Source organism: Acetobacter senegalensis (genome assembly GCF_001580995.1).
In the GTDB taxonomy this organism is placed as follows: domain Bacteria; phylum Pseudomonadota; class Alphaproteobacteria; order Acetobacterales; family Acetobacteraceae; genus Acetobacter; species Acetobacter senegalensis.
Window position 1 is genome coordinate 1 of sequence record NZ_LHZU01000105.1, and the last position, 14,241, is coordinate 14,241.

Here is a 14,241-nt window from a genome sequence, read left to right on the forward strand (position 1 = left end):
CAGTGTCAGACCGCCCGCAGGCTGAGCCCTGATATCAGGGCTCAGCCTGCGGGCGGTCTGACACTGGCAGGATGAGCAAGGCTGTTGTCGAACCGTTCTGCCTCACCATCCCGAATGGCTTTGCGGATCAGTTGCCAGCGGCGGAACATGCGCACAGGGTGGCGCAGGTGATACCCCACGCTGCGCGGGGTGGCGCAGAACACCTTGATCAGCAGGAACAGGGTTCGGTTCAGCCGATAAATGGCGCGGCTATGCACGGCCCGTTTTTCAAGAATGATGCGGTTCCTGATGGAAAAATAAGGCCGGATGAGGCCGTTTTCCGGTTGCAGCCACGGATGGAGAATGGCCTTGCCCTCGGTCCATGATGGCTCAAGGTCTGTCAGCGTGCTGTGCTGGCACAGCCATATCTGGCCTCCGCCTTCTGTCATGCGCAGGGTGAAATCATAATCATCGAAATAAAGGTAGAAGCGGGCGTCTGGCAGGCCGGTTTTCTGCAATCCGTGCTTGTGGAACCACAGGCCCCCGTAACCCGCCATGTCCATGGACCAGCAGGCCAGTCCTTCCTGCCGCCAGTGGGCCACGGTCTGTTTTTGCCACGGGCTTTGCACGGAAAAACCAAAGAAGCTGTTGGGCAGAAGGCTGTTAGGCTTATCCCGCGTAATCAGCTTTTGGTACGTGCGTTTGTCCGGCCGAAAGCTGACCAGCGCCACATCTGGCCGTGCGCCCATCAGCCGCCAGATTTTTGCCAGAACAGTCAGGGCGTCCGGCGCGGGCAAATTGTCATCATCCAGAAGCCAGATATGGCCCGTTTCCGGGCGGGCGGCTGCGGCCTCCACCCCGGCACGGAACCCTCCGGCAGACCCCATGTTTTCTGGCAGGCGCACCACGCTCACACGTTCTGCGCCAAACTGTGCGGGCAAGGCGGACAGCCCGGCGGCAACGGCAGATGCCGTGCCGTTATCCACCACCACCACATGCCCGGCCCCGCAGGCCAGCGCGCCCTGCACAACCTGCTCCACCAGCGCAAGGCGGCTGCCATACGTGACGGTAACCGCGCAGGTCTGGCTCTGGGTTGCCTGATCGGCCTGCTGTTCTGACGTGGCAGTGCTCAAAAGAGAGCCTCCTGTTTCAAACTGTCGCCCGTGCGTAAAAGGGTTTCACAGGGCTGGGCAGGGTGCGGCTTGTTCCACGGCAGCGGGCTCGGGCTCTTTGGGGGCGGAGGGGGTGTTGCGTATGGATCTGGCAAAGCCGGGCATGGCGAGAATACGGTCGCGGCACAGGGCCAGATCCCGATCCGCTCGTCCGGCAGCGGGGTGCCATATCAGATCGCCCGTGGAAAGGCCGGGGCGGGCCAGCCGCACATACCCCATGCGTTGCAGCCACGCATGCCAGCGCGTGAAATCCGCCCCGCTGCCGAGTTTCCCCTGCCGCACCAGCGTATGCCGCATACCGCGCAGCCCGGCGGCATCCATCATCCCTTGCAGGCGGGTGGAGGCAGTATGGCGTGCCGGTAACGGAAAGAGCCACACAGGCGCGCCGGTGCGGCAGGCATCCGCCACCATGGAGGCGCTATCCGCCGTGACCACAAAGCGGCTGCCGGTTGCCAGCGCGTTCTGAAACTGGCGCGTTTGCGAGCTGAACAGGTGCAGGGCCACATCTGTCCCCGCTGTGAGGGTTTTGAGCCAGCCTGCTTCCTCCGCCGTGGTGCGCGGGCCGGTGATGATCTGTGCACGCTCTCCGTTAGCGGCGGCCAGACGCTGCGTGAACAGCACAAGGCTGCGTGTGGCGGCCAGCGTATGGGTAAAATGTTTGCTGGCGGCCCCATACAGCGCCACCGTGCCGCCCTGCCGTGCGCCGGGATCAGGAAAACTGGGGCGCGAGAGGGAGGCACCGTTCAGCGGCAGGGCCAGACGCAGCATGTTGGGCGCAAGGGGGTAATCATCCTGCGGCAGGACGATTATCAGATCAAACGCGGCGGCGGGAATATGGCTGGGGCGGCCCAGATGCACGATAAGCGGACGCAGGCCCGTGCCGCCTGCCTGAAGATACGCCATGCAGCGCTCACGCAGGGCCAGAGCAGCTTTTGCCGTGTTCCCAAAAGAGAGAATAAGCCGAAGAGCCGACAGATCCGGCACGGAGGGAGGCAGGGAAAACCCCTCCCCCAGCGGCAGGAAGGTAAATGGGACACCCAGTGTTTCCGCCAGAACGCGGCACTGAGCCATTTCTCCCAGCCGGGCAGTATCAAGAATCCAGACAGGCGCTTCAGGATTGAAAGAGGTCACTCTTCAGACTCGCTGATTGAGGAGGAAGGAGCGGGATCTTCCTGGGCGTTTTGGAAGTTTTTATGGCGGCTCATGACAAGATACGGACCCAGACGCGAGAGGAAGATACCGAGTTCACTTAATAACGTAGCCAAGCCCGCTCCTGTCATGCCCCATATGGAAGCCAGCCAGTAGAGAAACGGGAGGGAGAAGCACATGGTCGCCACGCGGCCCAGCAGAAGCTGATGCGCGCGGTTGAGGGAGACCAGAATGGGTTCCAACGGAACATCCCACAGATCAAGAATGGCGGTGGTGGTCATAAGCAGCAGCAGGGTGCGGGTGCCGGACCACGGCACCGTAAGCAGCACATGCAAAAGCCACGGCCCCACAAAGGCCGCCGCCAGAATAACCACAACAGAGAACGCCCCCAGCGCTTGCAGGATGCGGTTTGTGACCTGCCGGATGGACGCCCAATCCCGCTTGTCCCGCAGGGCGACGAGTTCTGGATACAAAGCGGGGGTCATCATTTGCGCGGGGCGGGCCATGCCGTCCGATATCTGCCAGGTGACATTATAAATGGCAGCGCTTTGCGGCCCCAGCACAATGCCCACCACCAGCACCGTAAGCCGTGTGGACAGCCGGGAGAGCGCCTGATCGACGCTGACGGAGAATGTAAAGCGCCACAGCCCCTTGATGGGACTAAGCCAGGGCACACCCCACAGGCTGAACCCCTTGAGCGCATCCGTATGGCCCAGCACCCACAGGGCAATCACCCCATCCAGCGTGAAGGCGGCCACAAAGGAGGCATACCAGAGGGCCAGAAAATCCTGGAGGGTCCAGTGCAGAACGAACCCGGCAATACAGCCCAGAAAACGGACGATACCGCTGAGCGCATCCGCCAGCACGGAAAGCTCGTACCGGTTGGTCAGCCGCATGACACCCAGCGCGGAGCCGGTGTTCATGAACAGCACGACTGTCAGATACCACAGCGGCATGCGGCCATAGGATTCCGGCCAGCCAAAAGCATGCCCCAGCCAGAGGCTGCATAACAGCGCGACAGTCAGGGCGATGAGCGCCCCCATTCCATCCAGCACGGCGCAATGGCGCATGAGGGTTTGGAACGCGGTTTTATCCGCCCGTTTGAACAGGGCGTTGCCGTATTGCAGCAGCGGCTGCCAGGACTGAAACCGCGTCCCCACGGAGCAGGAGCTGGTGAAGGAATTGATCAGCAGCAGAATGCCGTATTCTTCCAGCCCAAGGGCGCGCACGGCCAGCGCCGTACTGCCCAGCGCAAGTGCCGCCGTGGCTCCCTTGCCGGTGAGCAGGTACCCCGTATTGCGGAAAACCCGAGCAAAAAGCGCTCTGACCCGATTATTCATCCATCCTCGCGTCTGACACGCCGCGCCATAGCCTGCATGGTGCCTTGCCTCCGCCTGTGTCCAGTGTGTTCTGCACCGGGGGAGAAACCGACAGGCTCCGTGCTGTGTTGGCATGGGTTTAAAAGCCAGAGCCAGCTGTGGCAAACCCTGCGTGCCGAAAAAAGAGCCCACGCCCAGCGGCACAGCCGGGCCGGGGCGATAATCACAGTTCCGTGAAGACTCGGTTGAAAGCCAGATTCCGGGCGGAAAAAGGTTGCACTGTGCCCGTTTTTCCTCACACTCCGCCTGTATGCAGCCTGCTGGGCGGCCTGTCCGTGCGGGGGCTGCATTAAACTCTATCCATGACGCAGACAGGGAGAGCCATCATGGCCTGGACCGCACCGAAAATCACCGAAATTCCTCTGGGCGCTGAAATCAACAGCTACGTTTGCGGCCAGAAGAAATAAGTCTCTCCACCGCCAGCAATGCGGGTTCCTTACTCGCGCTGGCGGTCTTTTTTCTCTAAAAGCAGCCCATGCTTGATATCATCGTTCTTGGCGCTGCCGCTGGCGGGGGCTTCCCGCAATGGAATTCAAACGCACCGGGGTGCAACCGCGCCCGCGCAGGTGACCCTACAGCCCCGGCCCGTACCCAGGCCTCCATCGCGGTAAGCGGGGATGGCGCTCAATGGTACGTGCTCAATGCCTCGCCCGACCTACGGGCCCAGATCAACCAGACCCCTGCCCTGCACCCCAAAACGGGGTTACGCTCCACCCCCATTGCCGGTGTGGTGCTGACCAGTGGTGAAATTGACACCATAACCGGGCTTCTGACCCTACGGGAAAAACAGGCGTTTGACCTGTATGCCGCTGCCCCGGTGCTGGTGCAGCTTGACGCCAACCCCATTTTTGAAGCGCTGGACCGCACATTGGTGCCCCGCCACGCCATGGTGCTGGATCAGCCTCTGGCCCTGAAACCCGCTGGCTTTACCATCACGCCGTTTGCCGTGCCCGGCAAAGTGCCCCTGTATGCGGAACAGGGCGCCAACCCGGCGGAAGTGAAGACGGATGGCGAGACCATTGGGCTGGAACTGTCTGACGGCACACACCGCGCCCTGTTCATTCCCGGTTGCGCGGTGATGACAGACGCCCTGCGCACCCGCATGGACGGCGCTGATGCAGTGTTCTTTGACGGCACCCTCTGGACGGATGATGAGATGGTGCGCGCCGGGCTTGGGGTTAAAACCGGCAAGCGCATGGGCCATATGTCCGTTGCGGATGAGCCTGATGGCACCATGGCTGCTTTCCGCCCCCTGCATATTGGCCGCAAAATTCTAATCCATATCAACAATTCCAACCCCATTCTTCTGTCTGACTCACCCGAACGCAAAGAGGTGGAACAGGCGGGATGGGACGTCGCCTTTGACGGCATGAGGGTAACATTATGACCAACCGCCTGCTTTCCCCCGCTGAACTGGAAGCCGCCCTGCGTGCCATTGGCGCGGAGCGCTACCACAACCTGCACCCCTTTCACCGGGCGCTGCATGATGGAAAGCTGACCAAGGGGCAGGTGCAGGCGTGGGCGCTGAACCGCTATTATTATCAGGCCAGTATTCCCGCCAAGGATGCCACCCTGCTGGCCCGCCTGCCCACGGCGGAACTGCGGCGCGAATGGCGGCGGCGGCTGATTGACCATGATGGCACGGAACCCGGCACCGGCGGCGTGGCCCGCTGGCTGAAGCTGACGAATGGGCTGGGGCTGGACCGTGCGTACGTGGAATCGCTCGATGGCTTGCTGCCCGGCACTCGCTTTGCGGTGGAAGCCTATGTGCATTTTGTGCGCGAGCGCTCCATTCTGGAAGCCATTGCCTCCTCCCTGACGGAACTGTTCTCCCCCACCATCATTAGCGAACGTGTGTCCGGCATGTTGCGCAACTATGATTTTGTGACGGAAGAAACGCTGGCCTACTTCACGCCGCGCCTGACGCAGGCCCCGCAGGACTCCGCCTTTGCGCTGGCTTATGTGAAAGAACATGCCCGCACGGTTGAGCAGCAGCAGGCAGTATTGAACGCGCTTAAATTCAAGTGCGGCGTGCTATGGTCCATGCTGGATGAGCTTGATTATGCCTATGTCTCTCCCGGCAACATTCCGCCGGGTGCGTTCCGCCCGCAGGAGGATGTATGACAGCACACACCGCGCACGCACCAGAAACCGGAGCAGGAGCAGGAGCGGCCTCCGCCGCGTCCCCTGAACCGCCCCACGCCGCCGTATCGGCCACGGCCGCCCCGGAACAAAAGGCCGCGCCTGTAGAAAACGGCACTGGCACTGGCACTGGCACTGGCACTGGCACTGGCACTGGCACTGGCACTGGCACTGGCACTGGCACTGGCACTGAAGCGGCACAGCAAGAGGCCGCAACGGCAAGCCCCGCGAACGGCAGCGCCGGGACCGAGGGGCTGCCTGCCACGGAGGGAATGACGGAGCAGGTAGTGCTGCGTTTCCGCCGTGGCACGCGGCTGCAATATGACCGTGTGCGGGAGCAATGGTTTATTCAGGCACCGGAACGGGCTTTTTTTGCTGACCCGATTGCAGCGGAAATTCTGCAACTGGTGAATGGTAAGCGCACCGTGGGGGCCATTATCAACCAGTTGTGCCAGAAATTTGCCGCCCCGCGTGAGACCATTGCGCAGGATGTGCTGCGCATGGTGCAGGAACTGGCGGACAAACAGGTATTGCAGACGGCATGACCACTGCCCCGCCCCCCATGAGTCTGCTGGCGGAACTGACGCACCGCTGCCCGCTGCAATGCCCCTATTGTTCCAACCCGCTGAAGCTGGATGTGCGTGCGGGGGAGCTTGAAACGGCAGAATGGAAGCGCGTGCTGGAAGAAGCCGCCGCCATGGGCGTGTTACAGGTGCATTTCTCCGGCGGGGAGCCCATGGCCCGGCCTGATCTGCCGGAGTTGGTAGCGCATGCGGTTGGGCTGGGGCTTTACACCAACCTGATTACGTCTGGCGTACTGATAAACGCCACCAGCCTGAAAGCGTTGGCTGATGCCGGGCTGGACCATGTGCAGCTTTCCTTTCAGGACGCAGATGCGCAGCAGGCCGAGCGTATTGGCGGCATGGCGGGGGCGCAGGCCAAAAAGCTGGAAGCCGCCCGTCTGATTGTGGAAGACGGCCTGCCCCTAACGCTGAACTTTGTTATTCACCGCCAGAACGCCGAACGGGTGCCCGCCATGCTGAACATGGCGGACCAACTTGGCGCGCGCCGGGTGGAAATTGCACACACCCAATATTACGGCTGGGGGTTACTGAACCGTGATGCACTGCTGCCCTCCCGCGCGCAGCTTGAAGAAACCGAACGCGCCGTGGCCGCCGCCCGCGCGCATTTTGGCACACGCATTGCGATCGATTTTGTAACGCCCGACTACTATGCCGATCAGCCCAAGCCCTGCATGGGCGGTTGGGGGCAGCGGTTCATCAATATCTCGCCCACCGGCAAGGTTCTGCCATGCCATGCGGCGGAGAGTATTCCGGGCCTTACCTTTCCCACCGTGCGGGAGGAAGGGCTTGCCGCCATCTGGCAGGATTCACCATTGTTCACCCTGTATCGGGGCACGGACTGGATGCCAGACCCCTGCCGCAGTTGCGCCTTCAAGGAAGATGACTGGGGCGGATGCCGCTGTCAGGCGCTGGCGCTGGCTGGTGATGCCGGAGCAACCGATCCTGTCTGCCATCGGGCTCCCGGCCATGGGCTGATTGAAAAAGCCATTGCGGAACGTCCTGCCGTGCCGCCTGCGTTCCGTTATCGCCAGTATGGCAACGCGCAGAACGGTTAGAAACGGCTTCTCTGCCCCAAAGCCGGTCGTCCCGCCGCAAGCCCCTGAAGAACGATCATATTTCTTTCACAGTGCTTGCGAGAGGGACGTTCCCTCGGTTCTGGGAGACTGGTCGCCCCTTTTTTCAAGACGAAAACAGAGTGCTCATTTCTGATTTTCTTCTGTTCTTTCATTCATAAAATGAAAATACCGACCTATCGCCAGTTCTTGACGATTTTCGTCTTTCGCCCAGAAAAGACACTGATCGCGCGCTGACGCAGCGAGACGATCTTGCACTTCATTAACTGATTTTAATTTTATCAGCAGCCGCTCAGATTCTATGGCCCTTGACCTGTATGCGCTAATGTCCTCGCTTGTAAAAAACTGTTTAAGACGTCTGCGGCAAAAAACAGGGAGATCTTTTGGTGGCTGAAGAGGCGAATTTGAAAACGCGATACCCCACGGCCCTGCCGGGAAGCCACACCATTCGGCACGCAACTCTTCTGCCGGATCTGGCGTGCCATACCGCTCAACCACACCCCCAGACGACATATTAAGGCGCTATCCTGATCAAGGGTATGACGGCACGCTCGTCCTTATTTGAAAGAATTTTCTGAACATGAACAGCCAGACTCCATTACCGCACTACCCCATTCAACATTTGCTGATGCCCAATCTTGAGTTTGGTACCCCTGCCACAATGTACGCCCGAGTGCATGACAGAGAAGGCACCATCCTGTTTTCTGAAAACACGATTATTCTTGAAAAATTCGGCCGTTGTTCATTTGATACATTCTATAATGGCTTGACCATCCAGTCCTGGAAGGAAAACTGCGCCATACAGGATCTGGCTTTTTTCCTGACCGGCACGGGAAAGGTTGTGATCCGGCTGGGCGTGCATCGTCTGGGGTGTGATCAACGGTTCCTGGTGGAACAGAAAGTCACGCTTGACCCACAAACACCCGTACAGATCAATGTGGAAGAATGGCCCACATTGGTAAACGGCATGCTGTATGCCCAGATCGAAGCGCTGGATGAAGCCTCCATAACGGGCGGGTGGTTCGCCACCTCTACGCCCCCTGAAAGAGACATCAAGCTCGGTATTGTCATCACCCACTTCAAACGGGAAAATGCGGTACGCAAGGCCACGCGCCGTATCCAGTCCGGCCTTGCTGCCGTTCCGGAAATTGCTGACAAGATTCAGCTTACCGTTGTGGATAATTCCTGCACGTTGACCGACGCGGATGTGCATGGGGCCACCCTTATTCCCAACCGCAATCTGGGCGGTTCAGGCGGCTTTACCCGCGGCCTTCTGGCATTGAAGGACAACGGGACAGTCACCCACTGCCTGTTTATGGATGATGATGCATCCTGTGAACTTGAGGCCATTTTTCGGACCTATACCCTTCTCTCCTACGCCAGTGTTGAAAAGGTAGCGGTTGCCGGGGCTCTTCTGAGAGAACTGGCTCCCCACTTCCTGTTTGAAAAAGGGGCGCAGTTTGATGGCAAATGCCGCCCGCTGAAACATGGTCTGGACATGCGCAGCGTGCATGATCTTCTGCTGAGCGAAGTGGAGGTTCGGAGACCGGATTTTGGTGGATGGTGGTTCTTCGCCTTTGCTCTGGCGGACGTACAGCACTACGCCTTTCCGTTCTTTGTGCGCGGCGATGACATCATGTTCGGCATGATGAATAAGTTCCGCATCATCACGCAGAATGGCATTGCCTCCTATGGGGATGACTTTGGGTACAAGAGCGGGCCTTTCCAGATTTATCTGGATGTGCGGAACCATCTTGTCCAGAAACTGACCCATATGAATGCCAACGCTGCCGACTGCATTCATCTGCTGAACGACTTCTTCAGGGATGCCACGCAGTCCTACAACTACGCGACCGCATGCGCGATTTCCATTGCCGTGATGGACGTGATGAAAGGGCCGGATTTCTGGGTGGAGAATATTGATATGTCCCAGATCCGCAAGAAATTCGCGCCGCTTGTCCAGCAGGAAAAAATGCGCAAAGTGGCACTTCCTGACCTTCCTGCGCCGGTAGACCAGATTCCGGGCCAGTGGCAGGAACGGATACGGCGGCGGGTTGTGCGTAAACTCTCCCTCAATGGGCTGCTGTTGCCAGAAAAGCTGCGCAAGAACAGCATTCTTCTGCAACGCAAGAACTTTGCTGGCGATCCGCGCGAGACTTTCCGGTATAAAAATGTGTTGTACTATTATGAGCCCACACAGGAAGGGTATGTCGTGCACCGCGATACTGCGCGCCTGCTGAAGGAAACCAAATTTTTCCATCGTGTGAAAAAGGAATTCAAGGCACGCTACGCAGCACTTCAGAGCGAGTATCAGGCCCACTATCTGGACATGAGCACGGAAGCATTCTGGCGAAATGTCTATAAGAACGACATCACAAAGAAGTAAGGGTCTTTCTTTTCATATCTCCAACGCTTTTCTCTCCCTCCGGAAAGGAAAGCGTGCAGGTGAGATGACATTCCTTACCGCATCACAACCGGTCCCTCGCCTTCTAAAATAGAGTAAGGGCCGGTTTGCGGATATCCCCTTAGACCGTGTCCTCGGCAGGACCATCGGAGAGGACACCCTCCCACTTGGCGGAGACAGCGGCAGCGTAACCGTTGCCCAGAACGTTGGTGGCGGTGCGGGCCATATCCAGAAAATGATCAATGCCCAGAATAAGCGCAATGCCGCTTTCAGGCAGGCCGAACTGCGGCAGAACAGCCACCAGCGTAACCAGTGAGGCCCGAGGCACCCCGGCAATGCCCTTGCTGCTGAGCATCATGACCAGCACCATCAGGATCTGCTGGCTCCATGGCAGATGGATGCCATAAGCCTGCGCGATAAAAATGGCCCCGAAGGACTGGAACATGATGGAGCCATCAAGATTGAAGCTGTACCCCAACGGCAGCACAAAGCCTGCAATCCGGGCGGGCACGCCAGATTCCTCAAGCTTTTCAAGCAGGAGGGGATAGGCGGATTCACTGCTGGCAGTTGAAAAGCCCAGCAGAACCGGCTGCACCAGATTTTTGATCAACGGTTTGAGGCGCGGACCAAGCACACAGAACGCAAGGCCCGTCAGCACCACCCATTGCGCCATGATGGTGCTGTAGAATTCCAGCAGAAACCGGCCAAACTGTATCAGCATATCTATGCCGCTATGGGCCAGACTGCCCATGATGGAGCCAAACACCGCAAGCGGGGCCAGCACCATGACCATGTCCGTCATGCGCAGCATGATGTGAGACAGTTCTTCAGACCACGCCAGCATGGTTTTACCGGCCTTGCCCGCAGCGGGGAGAGACAGGCCAAACAGCACGGAAAACACCACAATCTGCAGGATGTCATTCCGGGCCATGGAATCCAGAATGCTGGTGGGCACGATGTGCAGAATGAAATCAATGGGCTGGAACGGGTGCTTCAGGCTGGAAATATCGGACGGAAGCGGCGCGGAAAAGCCGGCACCAGGGCGCAGCACGTTGGCCGCCACCAGCCCGATGATAAGCGAGAGGAAGGACATGCAGATAAACCACAGCAGCACGCGCCCACCCACGCGCAGCACCAGCGTATCATCCCCCAGCTTGCCAATACCGCTGACAAGCGTTGCAAACACCAGCGGCGCAATGACCATACGGATCAGCCGCAGGAACAGGCCCGTCAGCAAAGACGCGATCTGTTCAGCATCATGAACATAAGCCGGCAGGAACGAGTGAACGGCCAACCCTGAAACAACGCCAAGCACAAGCGCCACCAGAATGGCATATGTGCGTTTGCGGGTGTTGGCTGGCTGAGCGGCTGAGCCCATGCGCTTCCCCCTTTATCCTTATGGTCAATGAGCCAGTGGAACAAAGAGCGAGGGTATAAAGAAAACGGACGATCAGGTCAAAATTAGAAATTTTGTTCCTTTATCCGATTGCAAGATTTTCGATTCTGTCTGTAAAAAGCCAAACACTTTCCGACAATTACGATACATAATCGTATCGTTCTGTCTGGGAGTCTGTACTGTTTTGTTTCTTATTTATGAAATTGCGGGCTTTTTCACCAGATCATGACGGTTATTCTACAAAAAACAAAAAAATGGTCTTTTTTATACTTTGGAATGACTGGCCTTCTCCTTGCTTTTAGCCATCAGGCGCAGGCCCAGCAGCAATGGTATACAGGCTCCCTCGTCTCCCCCGCCAGCGCCAAGGACCATGCCGGAGATGCCGGGATTGAGCCCTATTACACCTACAGCCAGCCCATTGGGTATTATGATGCGCATGGCATCAGTCACCCCCAGCACCCACGCCAGCAACTGTTCAGTAACTCAACCATGTGGAAGTACGGGCTCACCGATTATCTGAGCATTCAGGCGCACACCGTTGTCAGTTACGGCTGGAAAAAGAATGATGGTCATTCCACCGGCCCCAAGTTTGGAGATTTTCCGGTTGACCTGATCTGGCGCTTCGTGAACCCCAACCCCAAGCGGTATATTCCGGGCCTCAATCTGTTTGCCGGGGTTGTGTTCCCCACTGGAGATTACAGCCGGCTGGACCATGGGCAGGATGGCGTTGGCGCGGGGTCCTACGTGTTCCGCACAGCCCTGCTGAGCCAGTCCACCTATCAGTTACCGGGCCACCATGCCCTGCGCCTGCGCGTCTGGAACTGGTTCCGCCGCGCCTTGAACGGCGCTACGCTGCGGGATGTCACCTCCTACGGCACAACGGCAGGGTTTCGCGGTAAGGGTCGCCCCGGCATGAGCGGCCAGACCGGGTTTTCGCTTGAATATGGCGTCAACCGCCAGTGGGTGCTGGCCATTGACGTTGCGCGGGACTGGGCCAACGGTTCCCGCGTGTGGGGGCACACCAAGACCGGGCAGTATATGGACCGCACAGGCTCCTCCTCCGGAGACTGGCAGGTGGCCCCTGCCCTGGAATATAACTGGAACGCCCGGTGGGGTGTTATTGCGGGGGCATCCGTTTATTACGCCGGGCACAACACCAGCGTGAAGATTGCCCCGCAGGTTGCCATCAATACCGTTTTCTGAGGGGCTGTTGTAAAAGGCAGCCATGCAAGTTGCGCTGGGCAGTACGGGGATTTTTCCACGCACACCCCTATGCTTCAGCCGCTCTCTTATTCAATAAAGGGCCGCATGCTTTGTGCTGGCGCTTTACACCGTGTTCTGCCGCTGGCTACGTCTGAGCTTTTCATAACGTGCCAGCACGCGGCTACGGCGTAGGGCCGAGAGTCTCTGTATCCAGAAAATACCGTCAAGCTGATCAATCTCATGCTGGTGGCATACAGCACGCAGGCCTTCAGCTTCTTCGGTTTGGGGCTGACCTTTCAGGTCCATATAGCGCACGGTCACTTTTGCCGCTCGCGTCAGGGTTTCAACCACACCGGGCATGGAGATGCTGCCTTCCTCATGCTGGACGGTGTTTTCAGAAACCTGAACAATTTCCGGGTTGATATAGGTCTGCGGCCCCGAGCCATCCGGCAGGTCAAGCACAACCACACGCAGCCCCACACCAATATGCGGCCCGGTAATGCCAATACCCGGTGCTGCCCGAACGGTATCTAACAGATCACCCGCCAGACTGTGCAGCGCCTCATCAAAAACACTGACAGGCGTTGCCACCTGCCGCAGGCGCTGATCAGGAAAAAGAACAATCGGTTGTGCGGTCATGGACGTTTTCCAGGCGAGATTTATACCAGGTATAATCGAAAAAATCAGGAACAGCAGGAATCAGAACGTGCAGAGTATGGCTGCCACGGAAAGAAATATTCTCTTTGATGGCTAGAGGAATCAGGAATTTTCGTAAGATTTTTCTATGAGCGGTTTTGCTTTTTCCAGATCAGAAAGATCGCGGAGTGTGACTTCTAGGTCCCCTGTACCAAAGTGGCCGATATTCCTCACATCCCGGGTAAAGCCATCTATCAAGGAAATTGTATCAGGATTAACTTTCAGGAAGAGTTTGATGACATCAATGGTTGGTTTTATTTCCAGACAGGCGAAATTTTTTATACGTTTGAAGGCAAAATAATAGCGCAGTGTTTTTTGTGACACATCATCTCCCAGAGAGAGCAGATATGTGGTGACATCAGAATACAGGTTTTGAAGATCCTCTTTGGCACCCTCAAGGCTTTCTGAATTTGTTTTGTATTTGGCAGAGGATTTTATACTGTCCGCCGGAACCGCATGAGAAGATGACAGGGGCGTTGAGAGGCTGGTGGGATGAACAGAGCCGTTGGTAGAAACACTACTGAGAAGATCAAGCATGATAAGGCTGTCACCAAAGCGGCGGTACCGGATCAACTCAATGTTTCGTCCCATCTGTTTTACGGCATGCAGATCATATTTGGTAAAATCTGCGGCAATACAGATCAGGCGGGGAGCACTCCATTCTATGGCATCCGCGCATTCATTTCCCAATTTATCTTGTGTCAGAAATCGAAAATCAGATTTATGATCCATCAGCCAATCAAGATAGAACAGTCCTTGATTGATGACGTTTTCATTTAAATTCCGTTTGTATTCTATAATGACGGGATAATAATTTTCATCTAACCCCAGCGTATCCATTCTTCCGCCGTGCGTGGTCGGAAATTCTGATGCCAGGAAACGCACACCCAGAAAGGCTTCAAGGTTTTTTTCAAAAAGGGTTTGTAACGCTTTTTCCAAAGGAGCGGATGATCCGGGAAGTTCGGCCGCAGTGCCATCCTGTATCTGGAAAAGCTTGATATCGCCCAAAACACACTGCTCCCAAAATTGCCGCTTACAGAAATTCGTTATCAAAATTCCATGCT

At 57.5% G+C, this 14,241-nt stretch carries 14 protein-coding genes; 7 read left to right on the plus strand and 7 right to left on the minus strand.

Annotated features, from left to right (window positions below; all coding sequences use genetic code 11):
• Nucleotides 1–41 precede the first annotated feature (41 nt).
• Genes AD948_RS03770 through AD948_RS03780 form a run of 3 tightly spaced genes read right to left on the minus strand, consistent with a single transcriptional unit; the run spans nucleotide 42 to nucleotide 3,640 of the window.
• A complete protein-coding gene (locus AD948_RS03770) occupies nucleotides 42–1,112 on the minus strand; it encodes a glycosyltransferase (protein WP_061470796.1) in 1,071 nt (356 codons plus the stop codon).
• A 45-nt stretch (nucleotides 1,113–1,157) separates the two neighbouring features.
• A complete protein-coding gene (locus AD948_RS03775; protein ID WP_248845909.1) occupies nucleotides 1,158–2,282 on the minus strand; it encodes an ELM1/GtrOC1 family putative glycosyltransferase in 1,125 nt (374 codons plus the stop codon).
• Entirely contained in the window at nucleotides 2,279–3,640 is a 1,362-nt protein-coding gene (locus AD948_RS03780) for a lipopolysaccharide biosynthesis protein (RefSeq protein ID WP_050942415.1), read from the minus strand. Before AD948_RS03780 ends, AD948_RS03775 begins: the two co-directional genes overlap by 4 nt.
• A 365-nt stretch (nucleotides 3,641–4,005) precedes the next feature.
• Here AD948_RS03780 and pqqA point away from each other — a divergent pair, with 365 nt between their 5' ends.
• The 5 genes from pqqA to pqqE all read left to right on the plus strand — a co-directional run bounded on the left by pqqA (nucleotide 4,006) and on the right by pqqE (nucleotide 7,460).
• Nucleotides 4,006–4,086, plus strand: coding sequence for a pyrroloquinoline quinone precursor peptide PqqA (gene pqqA / locus AD948_RS03785; protein ID WP_035378309.1), 81 nt, complete (start codon nucleotides 4,006–4,008; stop codon nucleotides 4,084–4,086).
• 68 nt (nucleotides 4,087–4,154) lie between these two features.
• Nucleotides 4,155–5,066: a pyrroloquinoline quinone biosynthesis protein PqqB gene (gene pqqB, locus AD948_RS03790; protein ID WP_061470798.1), complete on the plus strand. Its 912-nt coding sequence runs from the start codon at nucleotides 4,155–4,157 to the stop codon at nucleotides 5,064–5,066.
• On the plus strand, nucleotides 5,063–5,803 hold the full coding sequence (gene pqqC / locus AD948_RS03795; RefSeq protein ID WP_061470800.1) for a pyrroloquinoline-quinone synthase PqqC: 741 nt from the start codon (nucleotides 5,063–5,065) through the stop codon (nucleotides 5,801–5,803). The genes pqqB and pqqC overlap by 4 nt, the downstream gene beginning before the upstream one ends.
• A 290-nt stretch (nucleotides 5,804–6,093) precedes the next feature.
• A complete protein-coding gene (pqqD, locus tag AD948_RS03800) occupies nucleotides 6,094–6,366 on the plus strand; it encodes a pyrroloquinoline quinone biosynthesis peptide chaperone PqqD (RefSeq protein WP_061470820.1) in 273 nt (90 codons plus the stop codon).
• Complete coding sequence (gene pqqE / locus AD948_RS03805; protein ID WP_061470802.1) at nucleotides 6,363–7,460, plus strand: pyrroloquinoline quinone biosynthesis protein PqqE; 1,098 nt, start codon at nucleotides 6,363–6,365, stop codon at nucleotides 7,458–7,460. Before pqqD ends, pqqE begins: the two co-directional genes overlap by 4 nt.
• Before the next feature lie 144 nt (nucleotides 7,461–7,604).
• Here the strand turns inward: pqqE and AD948_RS03810 are convergent, their stop codons facing one another.
• Nucleotides 7,605–7,991, minus strand: coding sequence for a hypothetical protein (locus AD948_RS03810; protein ID WP_061470804.1), 387 nt, complete (start codon nucleotides 7,989–7,991; stop codon nucleotides 7,605–7,607).
• A gap of 67 nt (nucleotides 7,992–8,058) precedes the next feature.
• On the opposite strand from AD948_RS03810, the gene AD948_RS03815 reads away from it, so the two are divergent.
• On the plus strand, nucleotides 8,059–9,864 hold the full coding sequence (locus AD948_RS03815) for a glycosyltransferase family 2 protein (RefSeq protein WP_156478917.1): 1,806 nt from the start codon (nucleotides 8,059–8,061) through the stop codon (nucleotides 9,862–9,864).
• A gap of 139 nt (nucleotides 9,865–10,003) precedes the next feature.
• Here AD948_RS03815 and AD948_RS03820 read toward each other — a convergent pair whose 3' ends face one another.
• Nucleotides 10,004–11,260: a dicarboxylate/amino acid:cation symporter gene (locus AD948_RS03820; protein ID WP_006560026.1), complete on the minus strand. Its 1,257-nt coding sequence runs from the start codon at nucleotides 11,258–11,260 to the stop codon at nucleotides 10,004–10,006.
• Between the two features lie 294 nt (nucleotides 11,261–11,554).
• Here AD948_RS03820 and AD948_RS03825 point away from each other — a divergent pair, with 294 nt between their 5' ends.
• Nucleotides 11,555–12,481, plus strand: coding sequence for a hypothetical protein (locus tag AD948_RS03825; protein ID WP_061470808.1), 927 nt, complete (start codon nucleotides 11,555–11,557; stop codon nucleotides 12,479–12,481).
• 123 nt (nucleotides 12,482–12,604) lie between these two features.
• Here AD948_RS03825 and AD948_RS03830 read toward each other — a convergent pair whose 3' ends face one another.
• Nucleotides 12,605–13,120 carry a peptide deformylase gene (locus tag AD948_RS03830; RefSeq protein ID WP_061470811.1) on the minus strand — a complete coding sequence of 172 codons (516 nt, stop codon included), beginning with the start codon at nucleotides 13,118–13,120 and terminating at the stop codon, nucleotides 12,605–12,607.
• Nucleotides 13,121–13,240: 120 nt separating this feature from the next.
• Nucleotides 13,241–14,185 carry a DUF5655 domain-containing protein gene (locus AD948_RS03835; protein WP_061470813.1) on the minus strand — a complete coding sequence of 315 codons (945 nt, stop codon included), beginning with the start codon at nucleotides 14,183–14,185 and terminating at the stop codon, nucleotides 13,241–13,243.
• Nucleotides 14,186–14,241: the final 56 nt, after the last annotated feature.

Coding starts and splice junctions, on each gene's coding strand:
- AD948_RS03780 (WP_050942415.1), bottom strand. CDS start 3,640: ATGAATAATCGGGTCAGAGCGCTTTTTGCTCGGGTTTTCCGCAATACG.
- pqqA (WP_035378309.1), top strand. CDS start 4,006: ATGGCCTGGACCGCACCGAAAATCACCGAAATTCCTCTGGGCGCTGAA.
- pqqB (WP_061470798.1), top strand. CDS start 4,155: ATGCTTGATATCATCGTTCTTGGCGCTGCCGCTGGCGGGGGCTTCCCG.
- pqqC (WP_061470800.1), top strand. CDS start 5,063: ATGACCAACCGCCTGCTTTCCCCCGCTGAACTGGAAGCCGCCCTGCGT.
- pqqD (WP_061470820.1), top strand. CDS start 6,094: ATGACGGAGCAGGTAGTGCTGCGTTTCCGCCGTGGCACGCGGCTGCAA.
- pqqE (WP_061470802.1), top strand. CDS start 6,363: ATGACCACTGCCCCGCCCCCCATGAGTCTGCTGGCGGAACTGACGCAC.
- AD948_RS03810 (WP_061470804.1), bottom strand. CDS start 7,991: ATGTCGTCTGGGGGTGTGGTTGAGCGGTATGGCACGCCAGATCCGGCA.
- AD948_RS03815 (WP_156478917.1), top strand. CDS start 8,059: ATGAACAGCCAGACTCCATTACCGCACTACCCCATTCAACATTTGCTG.
- AD948_RS03820 (WP_006560026.1), bottom strand. CDS start 11,260: ATGGGCTCAGCCGCTCAGCCAGCCAACACCCGCAAACGCACATATGCC.
- AD948_RS03825 (WP_061470808.1), top strand. CDS start 11,555: ATGACTGGCCTTCTCCTTGCTTTTAGCCATCAGGCGCAGGCCCAGCAG.
- AD948_RS03830 (WP_061470811.1), bottom strand. CDS start 13,120: ATGACCGCACAACCGATTGTTCTTTTTCCTGATCAGCGCCTGCGGCAG.